A 13,661-nucleotide genomic window follows, 5' to 3' on the forward strand; every position below is an offset into this window, starting at 1 on the left:
CGCCCGCGCGCTCACTCCCGACGGTCGTAGCGCGCGACGGCCCGGTCGGCGCGCGCCGACACGCCGTGCGGATTTCGCTTCGGCGACCGGTCTCGCGCCCGAGCGCGAAGCCCGGCGGCGGCACCGGTGGAGATACCCGTCACCACGTCGTGACCGTTGCCGACCCACGCGGTCGGCGTCGCCTTCCCGTCGACTACGTCACGAAGCGCGCCGACGGCGTCGCCGGTCGCGTGGCTCAGCGTCCGACGGGCGACCGTGGGCCGGACGCCGTAGTTCTTCGCCAGCCGATACGCCAGCGCGCGGTACTTCCAGCCCAACTCTCGGGTCTTGACGCCGCCGTCGGTCGCCTCCGCGCGTCGCCTGGCCGCGGCGTCCGTCCGCCAGGCGACGTCGACGCCCAGGCCGGCGAGTCGGTGGGCGGCGTCGCGCGCGCCGCCCGTCTGGAGGTACTCGTCGAAGCCGTCGAGCTCGTCGAGCACGGCCCGGCGGAAGGCGACGTTGCGGCCGTTGAAGTACGTCACCTCGCGGTCGCCGATCGTCCGGCGCTCGGGGCTGTCGCTCGTCGCGCCGCCGCGCACGTCGCGCCGGAGCGGACCGGTGACGACGCGCGCCCCGTCGTCGACGGCGTCGGCGATCGCCTCGCGCCAGCCGGATTCGATCCGGTGATCGTAGCCGAGGAAGGCGATCACGTCCCCCTCGGCGACCTCGAGGCCGGCGTTGCGGGCGACGTTCACGTTTCGCGCCGCGATCTCGACGAGCACGTCCACGTCGTCGCGATCGCGTACCATCCCGGTGGTCCCGTCGGCGGAGGGGCCGTTGACGACGACCACCTCCGCGTCCGGTGCCGCCGACGCCACCGAGTCGAGACTGGCGGCGAGGCGCTCCCGGCCGTTCAGGGTCGGGACGACCACCGAGAGGTCCATACCCCTCCGTAGCGAGTCGAACACTTAAAACGGGGGTTTCGGTGCGGTCTCACGGGACCGCACTCCCGGGCGTCGCGGACGCGTCCACAGCGACGCGAGCGGCGACGTGGAGCGGCGGAGCGAGGTCGGTCGACTACCGATTGAGGTAGTAGACCTGTTTGCGCGCGTCCTTGAACGAGTAGCGCGAGCCGACGAGGCCCTGTTCTTCCAGGCGGTTGAGCGCGTAGCGAACGGTGCGGTCGGGAAGGAGCGACTCCTCGGCGAGTTGGCCCTGCGACAGCGGCGCGTCGCCCTCCAACACCTTCGCGACGAGCTTCGCGCTGGGCGGCAGGTCGCTGAGGCGGTCGCGGTATTCGGTGTCGGTGAGCGCGTCTGCGGCGTCCGGGTCCGCGGTACTGGTGCTCATACTACACTCGACCCGGAGGCTGTTGGTAAAGGTTGCCTCAATACAAGTCCTACCCCTGAATATCCCTTATACGCTTAATATTCCACGTCGCAGTCGGGCGATCGGTCGTCCGAGCGGTCGGCCGACACCGGCGTCGGATGGCGATCGTTGATACGACGCCGTCGACGCGAACGACCACTCCGACGCGAACGACCAAGTGATCCGCGTGCGATTCTCGGGACGTGATCCCCGAGTCACACGTCGACATCTTCGAGTCGGAGTCGTTCGCGCACCTGTCGACGGTCATGCCCGACGGGACGCCCCAGGTGACGCCGGTCTGGGTCGACCACGATGACCGCGAGTACGTGCTCGTCAACACCGCCCGGGGCCGACGAAAGGAGCGAAACATCCGGAACAACCCGCAGGTCGGGCTCTCGGTCACCGACCCGGACGACCCGTACCGGTACGTGTCGGTGATGGGCGAGGCCGAACTCACCGAGGAGGGGGCCGTCGAGCACATCGACGAGCTGGCGCGGCGGTACTTCGACGTCGACGAGTACCCCCACCACGGGGAGGAGTCCGGTCCCCGCGTCATCGTTCGGATCCCAACCGAGCGGATCGTCACCAGCGGGTGAGGGAGCCGGCGGCATCGACTCCGTAATCGGGTCCGTACCGGCCCCGCAGTCGCGTCCGCCTCGGCGACCCGGCCGACGGGCTATCAGTACCGTTTTACCGCTCGCCCGAGCACCTCGAAATAGTGTGAAGGGCCAGGAGTGGTACCAGGCCGACTCGGTCGCCGAAGAGTACGACGCCAAGCGATTCTCCCAGGGCGGACGCCTCATCGACCGCCGGGAGAAGCGCGCCGTGCTGGAGGCACTCGGGCCGGTCGAGGGCGAGCGCGTGCTCGAGATCGCCTGCGGCACCGGACGGTTCACCGTGATGCTCGCCGAGCGCGGGGCCGACATCGTCGGCCTCGACATCTCCGACGCGATGCTGGCGCAGGGTCGGGAGAAGGCGAGCCGAGCGGGGCTCTCCTCGACGGTCGAGTTCATGCGCGGCGACGCCGCTCGCCTGCCGTTCCCGGACGACCACTTCGACGCCGTGTTCGCGATGCGATTCTTCCACCTCGCGGACACCCCCGCGAAGTTCCTCGCCGAGATGGCCCGCGTCTCGAAGGAGGTCGTCTTCTTCGACACCTTCCGCGGCTCGTCGCTGCGCGTGCTGTACAACTGGGCGCTCCCGATGGGGTCGCGGCTGTACTCCCGCGAGGAGGTCGAGCGACTCATCGACGGCGCGGGGCTCAGCCTCCGCAGCGACGACCACGACTTCGTGTTCCCGTACGGCTTCTATCGCGAGGTGCCCAACAGCGTCGCCGACCCGTTCTGGTCGCTCGATCAGGCGATCGGTACCAACGCCGTGGGCGAGAAGCTCTCGTCGGTGTCGTACTGGACGGCCGAGGTCTGAGTCGCCGCGACGGCGACGGCGGCGACACGGGACTCGACGGCGACCGAGTGTCCGGTTATGGGATCGTGGAGTCCGCACTCACGAGCGACCGCACCGCCTCCGCGCCGCCGTGAACCGCCAGCCACACGGCCGTCGCGACGCCCGCGAGCACGACCGCGTCCACCAGCGGACCCAGCACCGGCCCCGTGGGACTCCAGAGGGAAACGGGGCGAACGGGCGGCAACAGCGCGGGTAGAAGCTGCGCGGTCGACTGGACGACGAGGACGACGGCGACCCCCTTCGTCAGGTCTCGCGGGCGGAGCCGGGGACCGATGACGAACAGAACCCCCAGCAGGAACGACGCTTCGAACAGCCACTCGGCCGGCAACTGCGAGAGCGGGATCCCGACGTTCCAGAACTGGCCTCGCGTGAAGAAGATCGATTCCGACCCGGTCGCCCCCGCGCGGGCGACGGCGGCGAGGAGGTCCCCGAGCAGTCCGGCGACGACTGCGCCGCCGGCGGCGACGACGGCACCGAGACCGGCGGCGGCCGCCCCGCGTCGCACGGTCAGATCCGGCCCGATCCGGTCGCCCGCGACGACGGCGAACAGCGGGTGCTGGTCGGGGTTCCCGAGTGCCGACGCGACTCGGTCGTATCCGCCGTGATACGCGATCCACGCCGCGGTCGCGACCGCGAGGACGGCCGCGACCCGCGTGAGCGGGACGGCGAGCACGGGGAGCCAAGACCGGACCGGAAGGGGGGACAGGACGGACCGAACGACGACCAACAGGAGGTCGGCCACGTACACGACGGCGACGCCGCCCGCGACCGTGCGCCGGGACGGGGCGACGACGACGAGTAGGACCGCCGCCAGGAACGGGACGAACGACGCGGTCGACAGCAGCCACCCGGAGAGGGCCGACACGGCGACGCCGCCGGTCACCTCGTCGAGTCTACCGGTCGCGAAGAGGCCGGCCCAGTTGACCGCGACGAGGGCGGCGGCGACCAACGCGCTCGCCGGGAGGGCGGCACCGAGCACTCGGGACCCGTCCGGAGCGGAGTCGGGGACTGTCACACCGTTGTCCGGACACTCCTCAAATAAATCTCGTTCGGGAGTTCCCGACGAGTCGTCGTGCGGCGGGAGCCGACGACCCGTTCGTTCTCGGCGCTGCTCGCGGTCGGGTCGCCCCCGAGTCGCGGCCGGGGTACCGTCGCCGGTGACTCGTCGCTCGCGGACGAACGGGGGGCGTCGGTCAGCCGTCCGCTTCGATGACCTCGCCGACCGCGAAGTTCGATTTCACCTCGGTGATCTCGATCTTGACGCGCTCGCCGACGTCGGTGTCGGGGACGATGATAACGTACCCTCGCTCGACGCGGGCGATGCCGTCGCCCTGCTTTCCGAGGTCCTCGATCTCGACGTACCGGATCTCGCCGCGCTCGACGGGCGGCTGTGGCCCCTCCGTCGCTGTCGGCGACTCGGTGCGGTCGTCGGTGCCGGCGTCGACCCCGTCGCGCTCGATGAGGGCGACCCGGTAGATGTCGCCGGCGTCGACGGCTCCCGTCGCAACCTCGCGCTTCGGGATCTCGATCGTGTATCGGTCGTCGTCCTCGCGGACTTCGGCGCTGAACAGACAGATGAGTTCGTCGGAGATTTCCACGGAGATATCCCTCCATCGCCACGTTCGACCGAGGTGACATATACCTACCGCCACCAGCCGGTATCGGGGGATGTCACCGGTGTCAGCCGCGTTACTCCTCGATCGCGCCGTCGCGCTGGGGTCTATCCCTTCGCGTCACCGTCGTCGACCGCTCGGCCGTCCGGTCGCTTCGCACCCTCGGAGTCGTGGACGACCACCTCGCCGCCCTCGACCGTGCGGGGTTCGTAGGCGTCGCGGACGCCGATCGCCTCCTCCACCTCTCTGACCGCGCGTTCCTTCAGCGCCGCCGCCAGCGACTCGGCGTCCTCCCGGTCGATGTCGCGGCCCAGTCCCTCGCACTCGTGGGCGCGGACCGTCCCCTCGGCGTCGTCAGGGCCGGCGGCATCGTCGCCGGCGTCGTCGGCGTCGTCGGCGTCGCCGGCGTCGGTGGTGTCGCCGGCCTCCCGGTGCGCTCCCAGCGCGACGCTGTCGACGACCTCGCCCATCGGCTGGCTCGTCCCGGCGAGCCCGACGGAGAACGGGTACGTCTCGCAGATGAGCGGCCGGTCCTCGTGGACCGTGCACGCGCCCGTGCCCGACTCGTCCTCCTCGTAGAACGCGCAGTCGCCACAGGCGTCGGTCTGTAGCGCCCACTCGAACGTCTCGCCCGTCGGCCCGTCGTCGCCGTCGGTTATCCCGTACGGCATCGGACGGGCGACCTCCCGCCAGTCGCGCTCGGCGTCGCCGGCGCTTTGCACCCGTCGGACCTCGTCGGGGAACACCGTCGCCGTGTGGGGGTCGTCGGCCTCGCTCTTGCAGCACGCGCCGCAGCGTGTACACTCGAAGCCGATCGCCTCGATGGCGTCGGCCAGTTCGTCCACGTCGAGGGCGCGAGCGCGCTCCAGTTCGGTTTCGAGCGAGTCCACGACGGAGCGTGTCCTCGCTCGGACTAAACACCGTCGGGCGGACGACGCGGTCTCCGTCGGTACGGATTGAGACCGATCGGGAGCGCTCCCGAGCGCGGGGGAGTGGACTTAGCGACGTTTAAGTATATTCGCACGGTTGACACGAGTATGTCGGCTGCTCCCGATCGGCCGTCCGGTGACGCACACGAACCCGACCCCCGGTTCGCCGCCCCCGACGGCCTCAGGGCCGCGGTGGTCCGACACGAGGGGGAACCGGACCGATGTACGGTCTACCCCGCCGACGCGGACGACGTGGCCCTCGTGACGACGTGGCTCTCGGTGAACGCCGACTGTCTCGTCCCGCTCGAGGAGGTTCGCTGACCCGACGACCGTTCGTCGCCCGGGACGACTCAGGCCCCGTCGGCGAGCGCGAGTCCCTCCGTCTCCGGATCCCACTCGATTCGGCCCTCCCGGGCGAGTTTCTCGGCGTGCGCGACGACCGTCGCGCGCGCGAGGTCCCTGACCCCCGAGAGGTCCTTCTCGTACGCGAGGTCGAGCACCTCGTCGGGGTCGCGCGCGCCCGCTTCCACGGCCGCAAGGACCCGCCGTTCCCTGTCGAGGCGGTGGTCGATCAGCCGCGCACACGTCGCCCGCGGGTCGCCGATCCGCGGGCCGTGACCAGGGAACAGCGCGGACGGGTCGCGGGCGTGAAGTCGCCGGAGCGACGTGAGGTACGCCCGCATGTCGCCCTCGGGCGCGGCGACGACGACGCTTCCCTCCGCGACCGCCACGTCGCCGCAGACGACGCCGACGCCCGTCTCGAAGCCGACGCCGTCGGGGGCGTGACCCGGGAGATCGACGACCGTCGCCGGGCCGACGCGGTCGCCGGCGGCGAACGTGCGATCCGGCTCGACCCCGGTCGCGGCGGCGAACCGGTCCTCGTACCCCCGTCGCGCCCACACGGTCGCGCCGGTCTCGGCGGCGTAGTCGGCGACCGCGCCGACGTGGTCCGGGTGGGTGTGGGTGACGGCGACGTGGTCGGCCACCTTCTCGCGGACGACGGTGTCGAGGGTGTCGGTGCGGGCCGCGGGATCGACGAGCAGCGTCTCGCCGGTCCCGATCACGTACGCGTTCGTCGTCCCGCCGGGCGCGCGCGTGTCGACGGGGACGGAGAAGCGGTCGACGTGCGCGTGCGTCGTATCGGACGCCCCTCCCGACATCAGTCCGCGCTCCGCGGCGCGGGCGCGCCGGGGTACTCGGGCTCGGCGTCGACGCCGGGGACGCCGGCATCGGCGAATCGCGTCAGCTCCGCGTCCGCGCCGGCGACGGCTGCGGCCTCGGTCGCGCTCGCGTACGGTCGGTTCACGACGAGGTCGCCGGCGGTGCCCGTTCCGATCCCCGGGATCGCGGTCAGCTCGTCCATCGACGCGCCGTTCAGGTCCAGCGGGTACGGCACGCCCGTCACCGAGCGGTAGCCCCAGTCGACGACCGCCACGTCGATCGCGCGGCCGAGTTCGCGCTCGCCGGGGATCCCGACGAGGATCGGGTAGGTGCCGAGCTGTCGACCGAAGGTGGTGCCGTCCTCGTGGTACTCCAGGTACACGTCGGGGAGCACGGTCCCCGTGGGCATCACGCGCTTCAGCATCGGCCGATCGATCGTCTCGCGCACCTCGCGCTTGTACGCCTGGAACTCCTCCTTGTGCTCGCGTGCCAGTCGCGCGCCGGTCTCGGCCATCTCGGTGCCCTCGAACGCCATCACCTGCCGGACGTTCACCCGTCGCAGCATGAGCCCCTCGTCCATCACCGAGCCCAGGAACTCCTTGTTGTGTTCGAAGGTGTCCGCCGTCTCGCCCTCCAGCCCATGGACGAGGTTGATTCCCGGCAGGAGCTTTGGGAGTCGCCGCGGGGCGGAGTCGCCGAAGCTGGGCGCGTTCGCGGGGTCCTCGCCGGGTCGCCACCCCGCGGCCTCGTTGACGACGCGGACGGCCTCCAGGCACTCCTCGGCGCTGACGAGGAGGTTGTTCTTCTCACGGACCTCGGGGTCGGCGGACTCGAGGCCGAAGGCGGCGGTGTCGCCGGGCGTGTTGTGACGGGCGATCACCTCGATGGCCTCGCGCGACGCCTCTGGGTAGTCCGTGATCGTCACGGGGTTCATGTTGTCGAGGTGGAGCGTCCGCAGGTCGGGCGCGACCTCGCGGATCCCGCCGTACAGCTGCCGGAGGGCGTCGGGGTTCGGGGCCTCGCCGTCGCCGCCGAACGCGAGGATGTCTGCCTGTCGACCGAGTCGGAAGTGGGCGACGCCGTGGTCCGAGAGTGCGTCGACCTCCGAGACGACGTCCGGGGCTGTGCGGAAGTCGGGATCGCCGTACAGCGGCTCGGTACAGAACGAACACCGGTAGGCGCACCCGCGGGAGGTCTCGAGTTCGGCGATGAGGTAGTCGGGGTGGTTGGGGTGCTGTTCGACGACGAACGCGCCCATGGTCGACCAGCGGGACACCTCGTCGTAGTCGCGGATGCGGTTACCGAACCCCTCCAGCCCGCTCTCGACGATGTCGTGGGCGGCCGCCTCCACGTCGCCCATGGCGACGAAGTCGTAGTCGAGGTCGTCGCGCTCCATCTCCTGTGCGCCGGCGTTCTCGTCGCCGACGCCGAAGCGCACGGGCCCCCCGAGGAGGGTGACGCCGTCGGCGGTCCAGGCCAACTCGCGCACCTCGTCGGGCTCGGCGGGGGTGCCGCCGACGTACTTCCCGGGGACGGTCATGCCGCCGACGTAGATCATGAGGTCGGCGTCGGCCACGTCGGCCCGCTTGCGACGCTCGTCGCGCAACTCGTCGATGGTGTGGTAGGTGACGTTCGCCTCCGGGACGCCGGCGTCGACGAGCGCGCCCGCGGTGAACCGCGGGTACGTCGAGACGTACGGGGGAACGCCGAAGTGCGCCGGCTCGTCGACGTAGCCGTCGACGATCGTGACGGAGAGGTCGCTCGGATCCGGCGCGGTCATGGACGTGATTGGACGGTCGAGCGGCTAAAGCCGTGCGGTCCGGGATCGCTCCCGGCCGTCGCGTTCCTCAGTCCGCTCTGTCCCGCTTCCGTGCTGTCCCGCCTCGGGCCGTCCCGTTCCCTGCCCTCCGGCTTCCGTGCCGTACTCCCTCAGCATCCCGGTTCTCGTCCCGACGCTCGCCCCTGGTCACCACCCCCCGCGGCGACCCTGCGCGTCGCCGGCGGCCTCGAACCCCCCGACGCCCTCCTCGATGCCGCCCACGAGCGCCGCCTCCTCGTAGGTCACCCCGTCGCCGGCCGCGAGCCTGTCGAGGAGGTCGTCGACGGTCCGCGGAGGATCGGCGACGGTCTCCTCGGTCGATCGCCGCTCGTTCCGGTCGGCCTCGCGCCTGGAGTGCTGTTCCCGCTCGCGCTCCCGCCGTCTGGTTCGCATCTGTCACCACCCACGCGCGTATCTAGTGTGAGGTGTGTTAACTGTTGTGACCGCCCCGAGACCGATCGGTTCAGGCGTCCGCGCGAAGACACTCACGCGTAGATCCGGGCCTCTCGACGCTCGGAATCGCCGGCCTCAGCGGGCGACGTGCCGGGGTAGTTCCTCGCTGCGGCGTGCGCCGCCGCCACGGCGTCGAGCGCGTCGTCGGTCGCGACCGCGCAGTCGCGGGCCGCGTCGTCGCCGAAGGAGACCCCGGCGGCGACGAGCGCGTCCGCGTTCCTCCGTCGGCGCTCGACGTGGCGACGTTGGCTGCCCTTGTACTCCTCCCTGACCGCCCCGTCGATCCGGTCGAACACCGCCGCGGGATACGTCTCAAGCACCGTCAGCGTCGGCTCGTCGGCGTCGAGGACGGGCGGAACTCGCACCCCGTCGCACGCGACCAGCGGCCGGAGCAGCGCCGATATCCCGTAGTAGGTCTGCGTCTTGATCCGCCAGCCTGCAGGTGCCTGTCCGCCGTGTTCGTCGTCGCTCGCGCGCCGCTCGGACAGCCCCCGCCGGTCGGCCTCGTCGGCGACGCGCCGGAACAGGTCGGCCGGGTCGCCGACGTCCTCCAGCGCGCCCCACCGATCGGGCGTCGCGGCGACGAACTCGCGCCACGTCTGTCCCTCCCGCAGCGCCCACGCCGGCAGGCCGAACGGGAAGTCGAACCCGGCGACGACGTCGGGACCACCCCCGGCCGCGTCGTCGCCGCCGGCGACAGATCCGTTGGCGAGCCCGCGGAAGTGGTCGACGAGCGCCGGAAGCGCGTCCTCTCGGTCGGTGGAGTCGAGGCCGAGGAACTCCGCGGCCGAGGCCAGTTCCTCGACGACGAGCGCGCCGTCGCGCGGGACGCAGCGGGCCACCCACGTCGACGCGCCGGCGGTCGTCGCGGCGGCGCTGAAGTCGAGTCCGTACACGGCGTCGACATCGGGGGCGAGTGTCACGGCGGACGCACGGGCGCGAGCGACAAAGCGTCGGCGGCACCCGACCGCCCGCCGGAGTCGGCAAGCCGCGCCCGGCCCCGCGTCGTTTATGCCCCGCGCGACCCAACGCGGTGACATGCCCGCCACGAAGGAGGTCAAGTGTACCAGCGGCGACTGCGAACTCGACATGTTCGAGAACCACTACACGTACGACATCGCCGACGACCACACGGTCGCGGACCTGTCGTGCCCGCTGTGCGGGGGCACCGACTGCCTGGAGGAGATCGAGCTGTAACATGAGCGAGCGAGACCCCCCCGCCGACGGCGCGAAGCGGCTCAAGGACGTGGGCGAGTCGGCGATGAACACCGTCCTCGACCGCGTCGGCCGCGGCGTCGCGACCGTGCAGGAGAAGTCGCCGCTCGCCTACGACCTGCTGGAGTCCGAGGACGCGTTCCTCGTCGTCTTCGACGCCCCCGGCGCACAGCGAAGCGACGTGCAGGTGCGGTTCAACGACGGCGCGGTCGAAGTTCGGATCGACCGCTTCCGCGACTTCCGCGAGGGGTTCGAGATGCGCTTCCCCGGCCGCGGCCTCGCGCTCGACGGCCGCGCGGAGCTCCCGCCGGGCGCGTCCGTCGACCCCGCGGGGGCCTCCTCGACGCTGACCGAGCGCGGCACCCTCCGCGTCCGGCTTCCCAAGACGGAGGGGGGCTCCGTCGCGGTCGCGGACGCCGCAGACGAGGCGAGCGACGACGACTCCGCCGACGGCGACGACGCGGCCGACGACCCCGTCGAACTCGACCTCGGCGACGACGGGGCGGAGGGCGACGCGGCCGGCGACGACGCGGACACCACGGACGACGCGGAAGATGCAGACGAAGCAGACGACGAGGAGTAACCCCTCGACGCTCTCGGGATCGACGCCTGACCGTCCGCCTCGCCCGATCAGTCCCTCCGTTCGTCCGCCTCGACGGTCATCCCCTCGCTGATCTCGAACTCCTCGTCGCCGTCGAAGCGGCCCGGGTCGAACGCCTCGATCCCCTCGACCGGCGCTTCCTCGCCGAGCACCTGCGCCGCGACCGCCTCGCCCGTGGCGGGCGCGCGCATGAAGCCGTGACCCTGCCAGCCGGCGGCGACGAAGACGCCGTCCGCGATCTCCCCGAGCAGCGGGTCGCCGTCGGGCGTCGCCGTGCAGAGGCCGGCCCACGCGCGCTCGACCGCCGGGTCGTGGTCGGCGCGATCACGGAGCGTCTCGCTCACCGACTCGCGGAACCAGTCGTCGGCGACGCGGTCCCAGTCGTCGGGGTCGGCCTCGACCGGCTCGGTCCCGTCGCCGGCGAGCAGTCCCGCGGGGTGCGGACGAGCGTACGCGCCCGCGGAGGCGTCGTACCACATCGGGCCGTCGTACTCGCGCCCCGAGACGAGCGCCTGCACGCGGTACGGCTTCAGCGGGATCGCGATCCCCGCCTCGGCGAGCAGGCGCTTGGTCTGCGCGCCGGCGGCGACGACGACCGCGTCGAACCGCCTGGTCACGGGAGCCTCGTCGGCGGCGGTCACCCCCGTCGGCGTCGTCGACACGGCGACTCGGCTTCCCTCGCGGATCTCGACGCCGGCGCGTTCGGCGTGCTCGGCGACCGCCTCGACGTAGCTCGCCGGATCCGTCCACCCGGCGTTCGACGCGACCGCGGCGACGGTCACGTCGTCGCTCGCGAGGCTCGGGAACCGGCTCGCCAGCGCGTCGCCGTCGAGGGTCTCCACGGCGCGACCGTGCGTCCGCATCCGCTCGGCCGCCCCCGCGACCGCCTCGGCCAGGTCGTCGTCGCCCTCGCGCGCGAGCATCACGTACGGGCACTCCGTGAACGCGAACTCCGGGTCGCCGCTGTCGCCGTTGCCGTCGCCGTCGGCGGCCGAGCGCGACAGCTCCCGAAACCGCTCCAGGGCCCGCGCGCCGACCGCGGCGTCGACGTCCTCGGCGTAGGCGTCGTAGAGGACCCCCGCGGCCCGGCCGGACGCGCCCGAAGCGAGGTCCCCCTTCTCGAACAGCGTGACCGCCGCCCCGGCGACCGCGAGGTCGTGGGCGGCGGTGACGCCGACCGCGCCGCCGCCGACGACCGCGACTCGCAGTCCCGTCCCGGGGCCGCCGTCGGGTCCGGAACCGGCCATCACCGGTGCGGCTCCGGCGTCAGCGCGTCGAACGGCTGCTCGGCCAGCCAGCCGACGAGCGCGTCGAGCTCGCCGGTCGCTTGCTCGTACAGCTTCCGCCCCTTCTCGGCGGTCCCCTGGGTCGGCTCGCCCACGGCACCGGACTCGGAGAAGTCAGCCGTGTCGAAGCCGACGCTCGCGCCGTGAACCGACTTCCCCCACGAGTCGGCCGCGCCCGCCTCGGCCTCGGCCAACTTCGCCTCCCGCACGAGGTCGCTCGCGACGTGCCGGACCATGCTCGTCTCCATCGCGTCGGCGTGACCGATGCCCGACTGGTCGAACAGTTCCTCGTCGAGGCCGTCGAGGCTCGACCACCAGTTCCACGGCGCTGCGTAGGCGATCCGGTCGCCCCGGAGCCGGCGGGCCGCCCGACGGAGCGCGTCCGCGTTGCCGCCGTGGCCGTTGCAGAACACGAGCTTGCGGACGCCGTGGCTCGCGACGGAGGCGGCGATCTCGCCGACGTAGTCCTCGAACGTCTCCGGTTCGGTCCACAGCGTCCCGTCGAACTGTCTGTGGTGTGCCGAGACGCCGACCGGTACCGTCGGGAGGACGACGGCGTCGTCGCGGTCGATCCCCCGTGCGACGGCCTCGGCGGCCAGGAAGTCGGTGCCGAGCGGCAGCGCCGGGCCGTGCTGTTCGATCGAGCCGGTCGGGAGGATCGCCACCTCGACTCCGTCGTCGAACGCCTCGCCCGCGGCCGTCGTCGTCTCCTCGTGGAGCAGTCGCATACCGGCCGGTCCGCGTGCGGAACCGTAGGCGTTCGGGTGGCGACTGGGGCGGGAACAGTCGCGAGATCGGGTGGTCGCTGCCGCGGCGGCCGTGCCCGTCGTGGCGGTCGCGGCGGCCGCGGAGGTCCCCTCAGCGAAGGGTGTCGACGCCGGCCGCGGGGTAGCCGACGACGTGGTCGACGCCGAGGCCCTTCAGTTCCCGAACGCGCTCGCCGACCGCCTCGGGGTCGCCCACGATGGCGAAGTCGCGCACGGCCGCCGAGAGCACCTCGCGGGCGCGCCCAGTCGCGGCGGCGTCGGTGGCGGCGTCCTCGGGGAGCGCCTCGCGCACGGGCTTGCGGCGGGCGGCGTACCCCCCGACGGCGTCGAGGATCTCGTCTTCGTCGTCGCTGGGAACTACGGGGGCGTACAGCGCGACCTCGCCGTCGAAGCCCGCCGCTCGCAGCGCCCGCACGTCCCGCTCGGTCGTGCGCGACAGCAGGTCGTACTGGACGCCGCCGGCCGCGAGCGCGACGCGCTCGATCCCCTCGGTGCCGACCCACGGCGTCCCGCCGGCCGAGCGGACCGCGGCCGCCGCGTCGCCGAGGCGGGGCGCGATCGCGCGCGACCGCTCGTCGTCGGTGAGGTACGCGCCGTGACCCGCCACGAGCACGCGCTCTGCGGCGTCGGGGAGCGTCGCGACCAGCGAGTCGTCGCCCCGGGGGTCGAAGCCGTCCGCGCGGACGGGGGTCGTGACCCGGAGGTCGACCTCCTCGGCGAGGGCGGCGAGCGTCTCAGTATCCGGTAGCGCCTCGCGGCCCTCGTAGTCGAGACAGACGAGATCCACCGGGAGGTCGGCGGCGACGGAGACGTCGCACTCGGTCGGCTTGAGCGCGATCCCGTCGAGGTTCGTTCGGGCGGCGACGCCGTCTGCTGTGTGTGATGCGGTGAGTGTCATCGGTGGAACGTGATTCGTCGGTCGTGATCGCCTCGGCGACCGCTCGCGTGGACGGTCGCCGGCACGGTACGTGCGTCGGATGTCGAGCGCGTGTCGGACCGCGTCGCT

General features: G+C 72.2%; 17 protein-coding genes. 5 read left to right on the forward strand and 12 right to left on the reverse strand.

Features of this window, described 5'->3' with window-relative positions; translation table 11 throughout:
* Nucleotides 1–11 precede the first annotated feature (11 nt).
* Nucleotides 12–923: a glycosyltransferase gene (locus Hbl1158_RS05980; protein WP_234299145.1), complete on the reverse strand. Its 912-nt coding sequence runs from the start codon at nucleotides 921–923 to the stop codon at nucleotides 12–14.
* A 133-nt stretch (nucleotides 924–1,056) separates the two neighbouring features.
* The gene (locus Hbl1158_RS05985) at nucleotides 1,057–1,329 is read right to left on the reverse strand and encodes a helix-turn-helix domain-containing protein (RefSeq protein ID WP_234299146.1); all 273 of its coding nucleotides are present in this window, start codon (nucleotides 1,327–1,329) and stop codon (nucleotides 1,057–1,059) included.
* A 221-nt stretch (nucleotides 1,330–1,550) separates the two neighbouring features.
* Here Hbl1158_RS05985 and Hbl1158_RS05990 point away from each other — a divergent pair, with 221 nt between their 5' ends.
* Entirely contained in the window at nucleotides 1,551–1,943 is a 393-nt protein-coding gene (locus Hbl1158_RS05990; protein ID WP_234299147.1) for a PPOX class F420-dependent oxidoreductase, read from the forward strand.
* A 124-nt stretch (nucleotides 1,944–2,067) separates the two neighbouring features.
* Entirely contained in the window at nucleotides 2,068–2,772 is a 705-nt protein-coding gene (locus Hbl1158_RS05995; RefSeq protein ID WP_234299148.1) for a methyltransferase domain-containing protein, read from the forward strand.
* A gap of 55 nt (nucleotides 2,773–2,827) precedes the next feature.
* Here the strand turns inward: Hbl1158_RS05995 and Hbl1158_RS06000 are convergent, their stop codons facing one another.
* The 3 genes from Hbl1158_RS06000 to Hbl1158_RS06010 form a co-directional block, all read right to left on the reverse strand.
* Entirely contained in the window at nucleotides 2,828–3,826 is a 999-nt protein-coding gene (locus Hbl1158_RS06000; RefSeq protein WP_234299149.1) for a hypothetical protein, read from the reverse strand.
* Nucleotides 3,827–4,004: 178 nt separating this feature from the next.
* Nucleotides 4,005–4,409 carry a TRAM domain-containing protein gene (locus tag Hbl1158_RS06005; protein ID WP_234299150.1) on the reverse strand — a complete coding sequence of 135 codons (405 nt, stop codon included), beginning with the start codon at nucleotides 4,407–4,409 and terminating at the stop codon, nucleotides 4,005–4,007.
* A 122-nt stretch (nucleotides 4,410–4,531) separates the two neighbouring features.
* Nucleotides 4,532–5,314, reverse strand: coding sequence for a YkgJ family cysteine cluster protein (locus Hbl1158_RS06010; protein WP_234299151.1), 783 nt, complete (start codon nucleotides 5,312–5,314; stop codon nucleotides 4,532–4,534).
* 147 nt (nucleotides 5,315–5,461) lie between these two features.
* On the opposite strand from Hbl1158_RS06010, the gene Hbl1158_RS06015 reads away from it, so the two are divergent.
* Nucleotides 5,462–5,674 carry a hypothetical protein gene (locus Hbl1158_RS06015; protein WP_234299152.1) on the forward strand — a complete coding sequence of 71 codons (213 nt, stop codon included), beginning with the start codon at nucleotides 5,462–5,464 and terminating at the stop codon, nucleotides 5,672–5,674.
* A 29-nt stretch (nucleotides 5,675–5,703) separates the two neighbouring features.
* On the opposite strand, the gene Hbl1158_RS06020 is transcribed toward Hbl1158_RS06015, so the two are convergent.
* From Hbl1158_RS06020 to Hbl1158_RS06035, 4 genes are all read right to left on the reverse strand, one after another.
* Nucleotides 5,704–6,513, reverse strand: coding sequence for an MBL fold metallo-hydrolase (locus tag Hbl1158_RS06020; protein ID WP_234299153.1), 810 nt, complete (start codon nucleotides 6,511–6,513; stop codon nucleotides 5,704–5,706).
* Nucleotides 6,513–8,294, reverse strand: a complete 1,782-nt coding sequence (locus Hbl1158_RS06025) for a radical SAM protein (protein WP_234299154.1) — start codon at nucleotides 8,292–8,294, stop codon at nucleotides 6,513–6,515. Before Hbl1158_RS06025 ends, Hbl1158_RS06020 begins: the two co-directional genes overlap by 1 nt.
* Nucleotides 8,295–8,480: 186 nt before the next feature.
* The gene (locus Hbl1158_RS06030) at nucleotides 8,481–8,726 is read right to left on the reverse strand and encodes a hypothetical protein (protein ID WP_234299155.1); all 246 of its coding nucleotides are present in this window, start codon (nucleotides 8,724–8,726) and stop codon (nucleotides 8,481–8,483) included.
* Between the two features lie 92 nt (nucleotides 8,727–8,818).
* Nucleotides 8,819–9,709 carry a DUF429 domain-containing protein gene (locus Hbl1158_RS06035; RefSeq protein ID WP_234299156.1) on the reverse strand — a complete coding sequence of 297 codons (891 nt, stop codon included), beginning with the start codon at nucleotides 9,707–9,709 and terminating at the stop codon, nucleotides 8,819–8,821.
* Between the two features lie 115 nt (nucleotides 9,710–9,824).
* Here Hbl1158_RS06035 and Hbl1158_RS06040 point away from each other — a divergent pair, with 115 nt between their 5' ends.
* A complete protein-coding gene (locus tag Hbl1158_RS06040) occupies nucleotides 9,825–9,983 on the forward strand; it encodes a hypothetical protein (RefSeq protein ID WP_234299157.1) in 159 nt (52 codons plus the stop codon).
* 1 nt (nucleotide 9,984) lies between these two features.
* The gene (locus Hbl1158_RS06045; protein WP_234299158.1) at nucleotides 9,985–10,584 is read left to right on the forward strand and encodes an Hsp20 family protein; all 600 of its coding nucleotides are present in this window, start codon (nucleotides 9,985–9,987) and stop codon (nucleotides 10,582–10,584) included.
* 47 nt (nucleotides 10,585–10,631) lie between these two features.
* On the opposite strand, the gene Hbl1158_RS06050 is transcribed toward Hbl1158_RS06045, so the two are convergent.
* The 3 genes from Hbl1158_RS06050 to Hbl1158_RS06060 form a co-directional block, all read right to left on the reverse strand.
* The gene (locus tag Hbl1158_RS06050; RefSeq protein WP_234299159.1) at nucleotides 10,632–11,849 is read right to left on the reverse strand and encodes an FAD-dependent oxidoreductase; all 1,218 of its coding nucleotides are present in this window, start codon (nucleotides 11,847–11,849) and stop codon (nucleotides 10,632–10,634) included.
* The gene (locus Hbl1158_RS06055; RefSeq protein ID WP_234299160.1) at nucleotides 11,849–12,616 is read right to left on the reverse strand and encodes a creatininase family protein; all 768 of its coding nucleotides are present in this window, start codon (nucleotides 12,614–12,616) and stop codon (nucleotides 11,849–11,851) included. Before Hbl1158_RS06055 ends, Hbl1158_RS06050 begins: the two co-directional genes overlap by 1 nt.
* Before the next feature lie 130 nt (nucleotides 12,617–12,746).
* The gene (locus Hbl1158_RS06060) at nucleotides 12,747–13,553 is read right to left on the reverse strand and encodes an LLM class flavin-dependent oxidoreductase (RefSeq protein ID WP_234299161.1); all 807 of its coding nucleotides are present in this window, start codon (nucleotides 13,551–13,553) and stop codon (nucleotides 12,747–12,749) included.
* Nucleotides 13,554–13,661 lie beyond the last annotated feature (108 nt).

Origin of the sequence: Halobaculum sp. CBA1158, from assembly GCF_021431925.1 — an archaeon.
Classification (GTDB): domain Archaea; phylum Halobacteriota; class Halobacteria; order Halobacteriales; family Haloferacaceae; genus Halobaculum.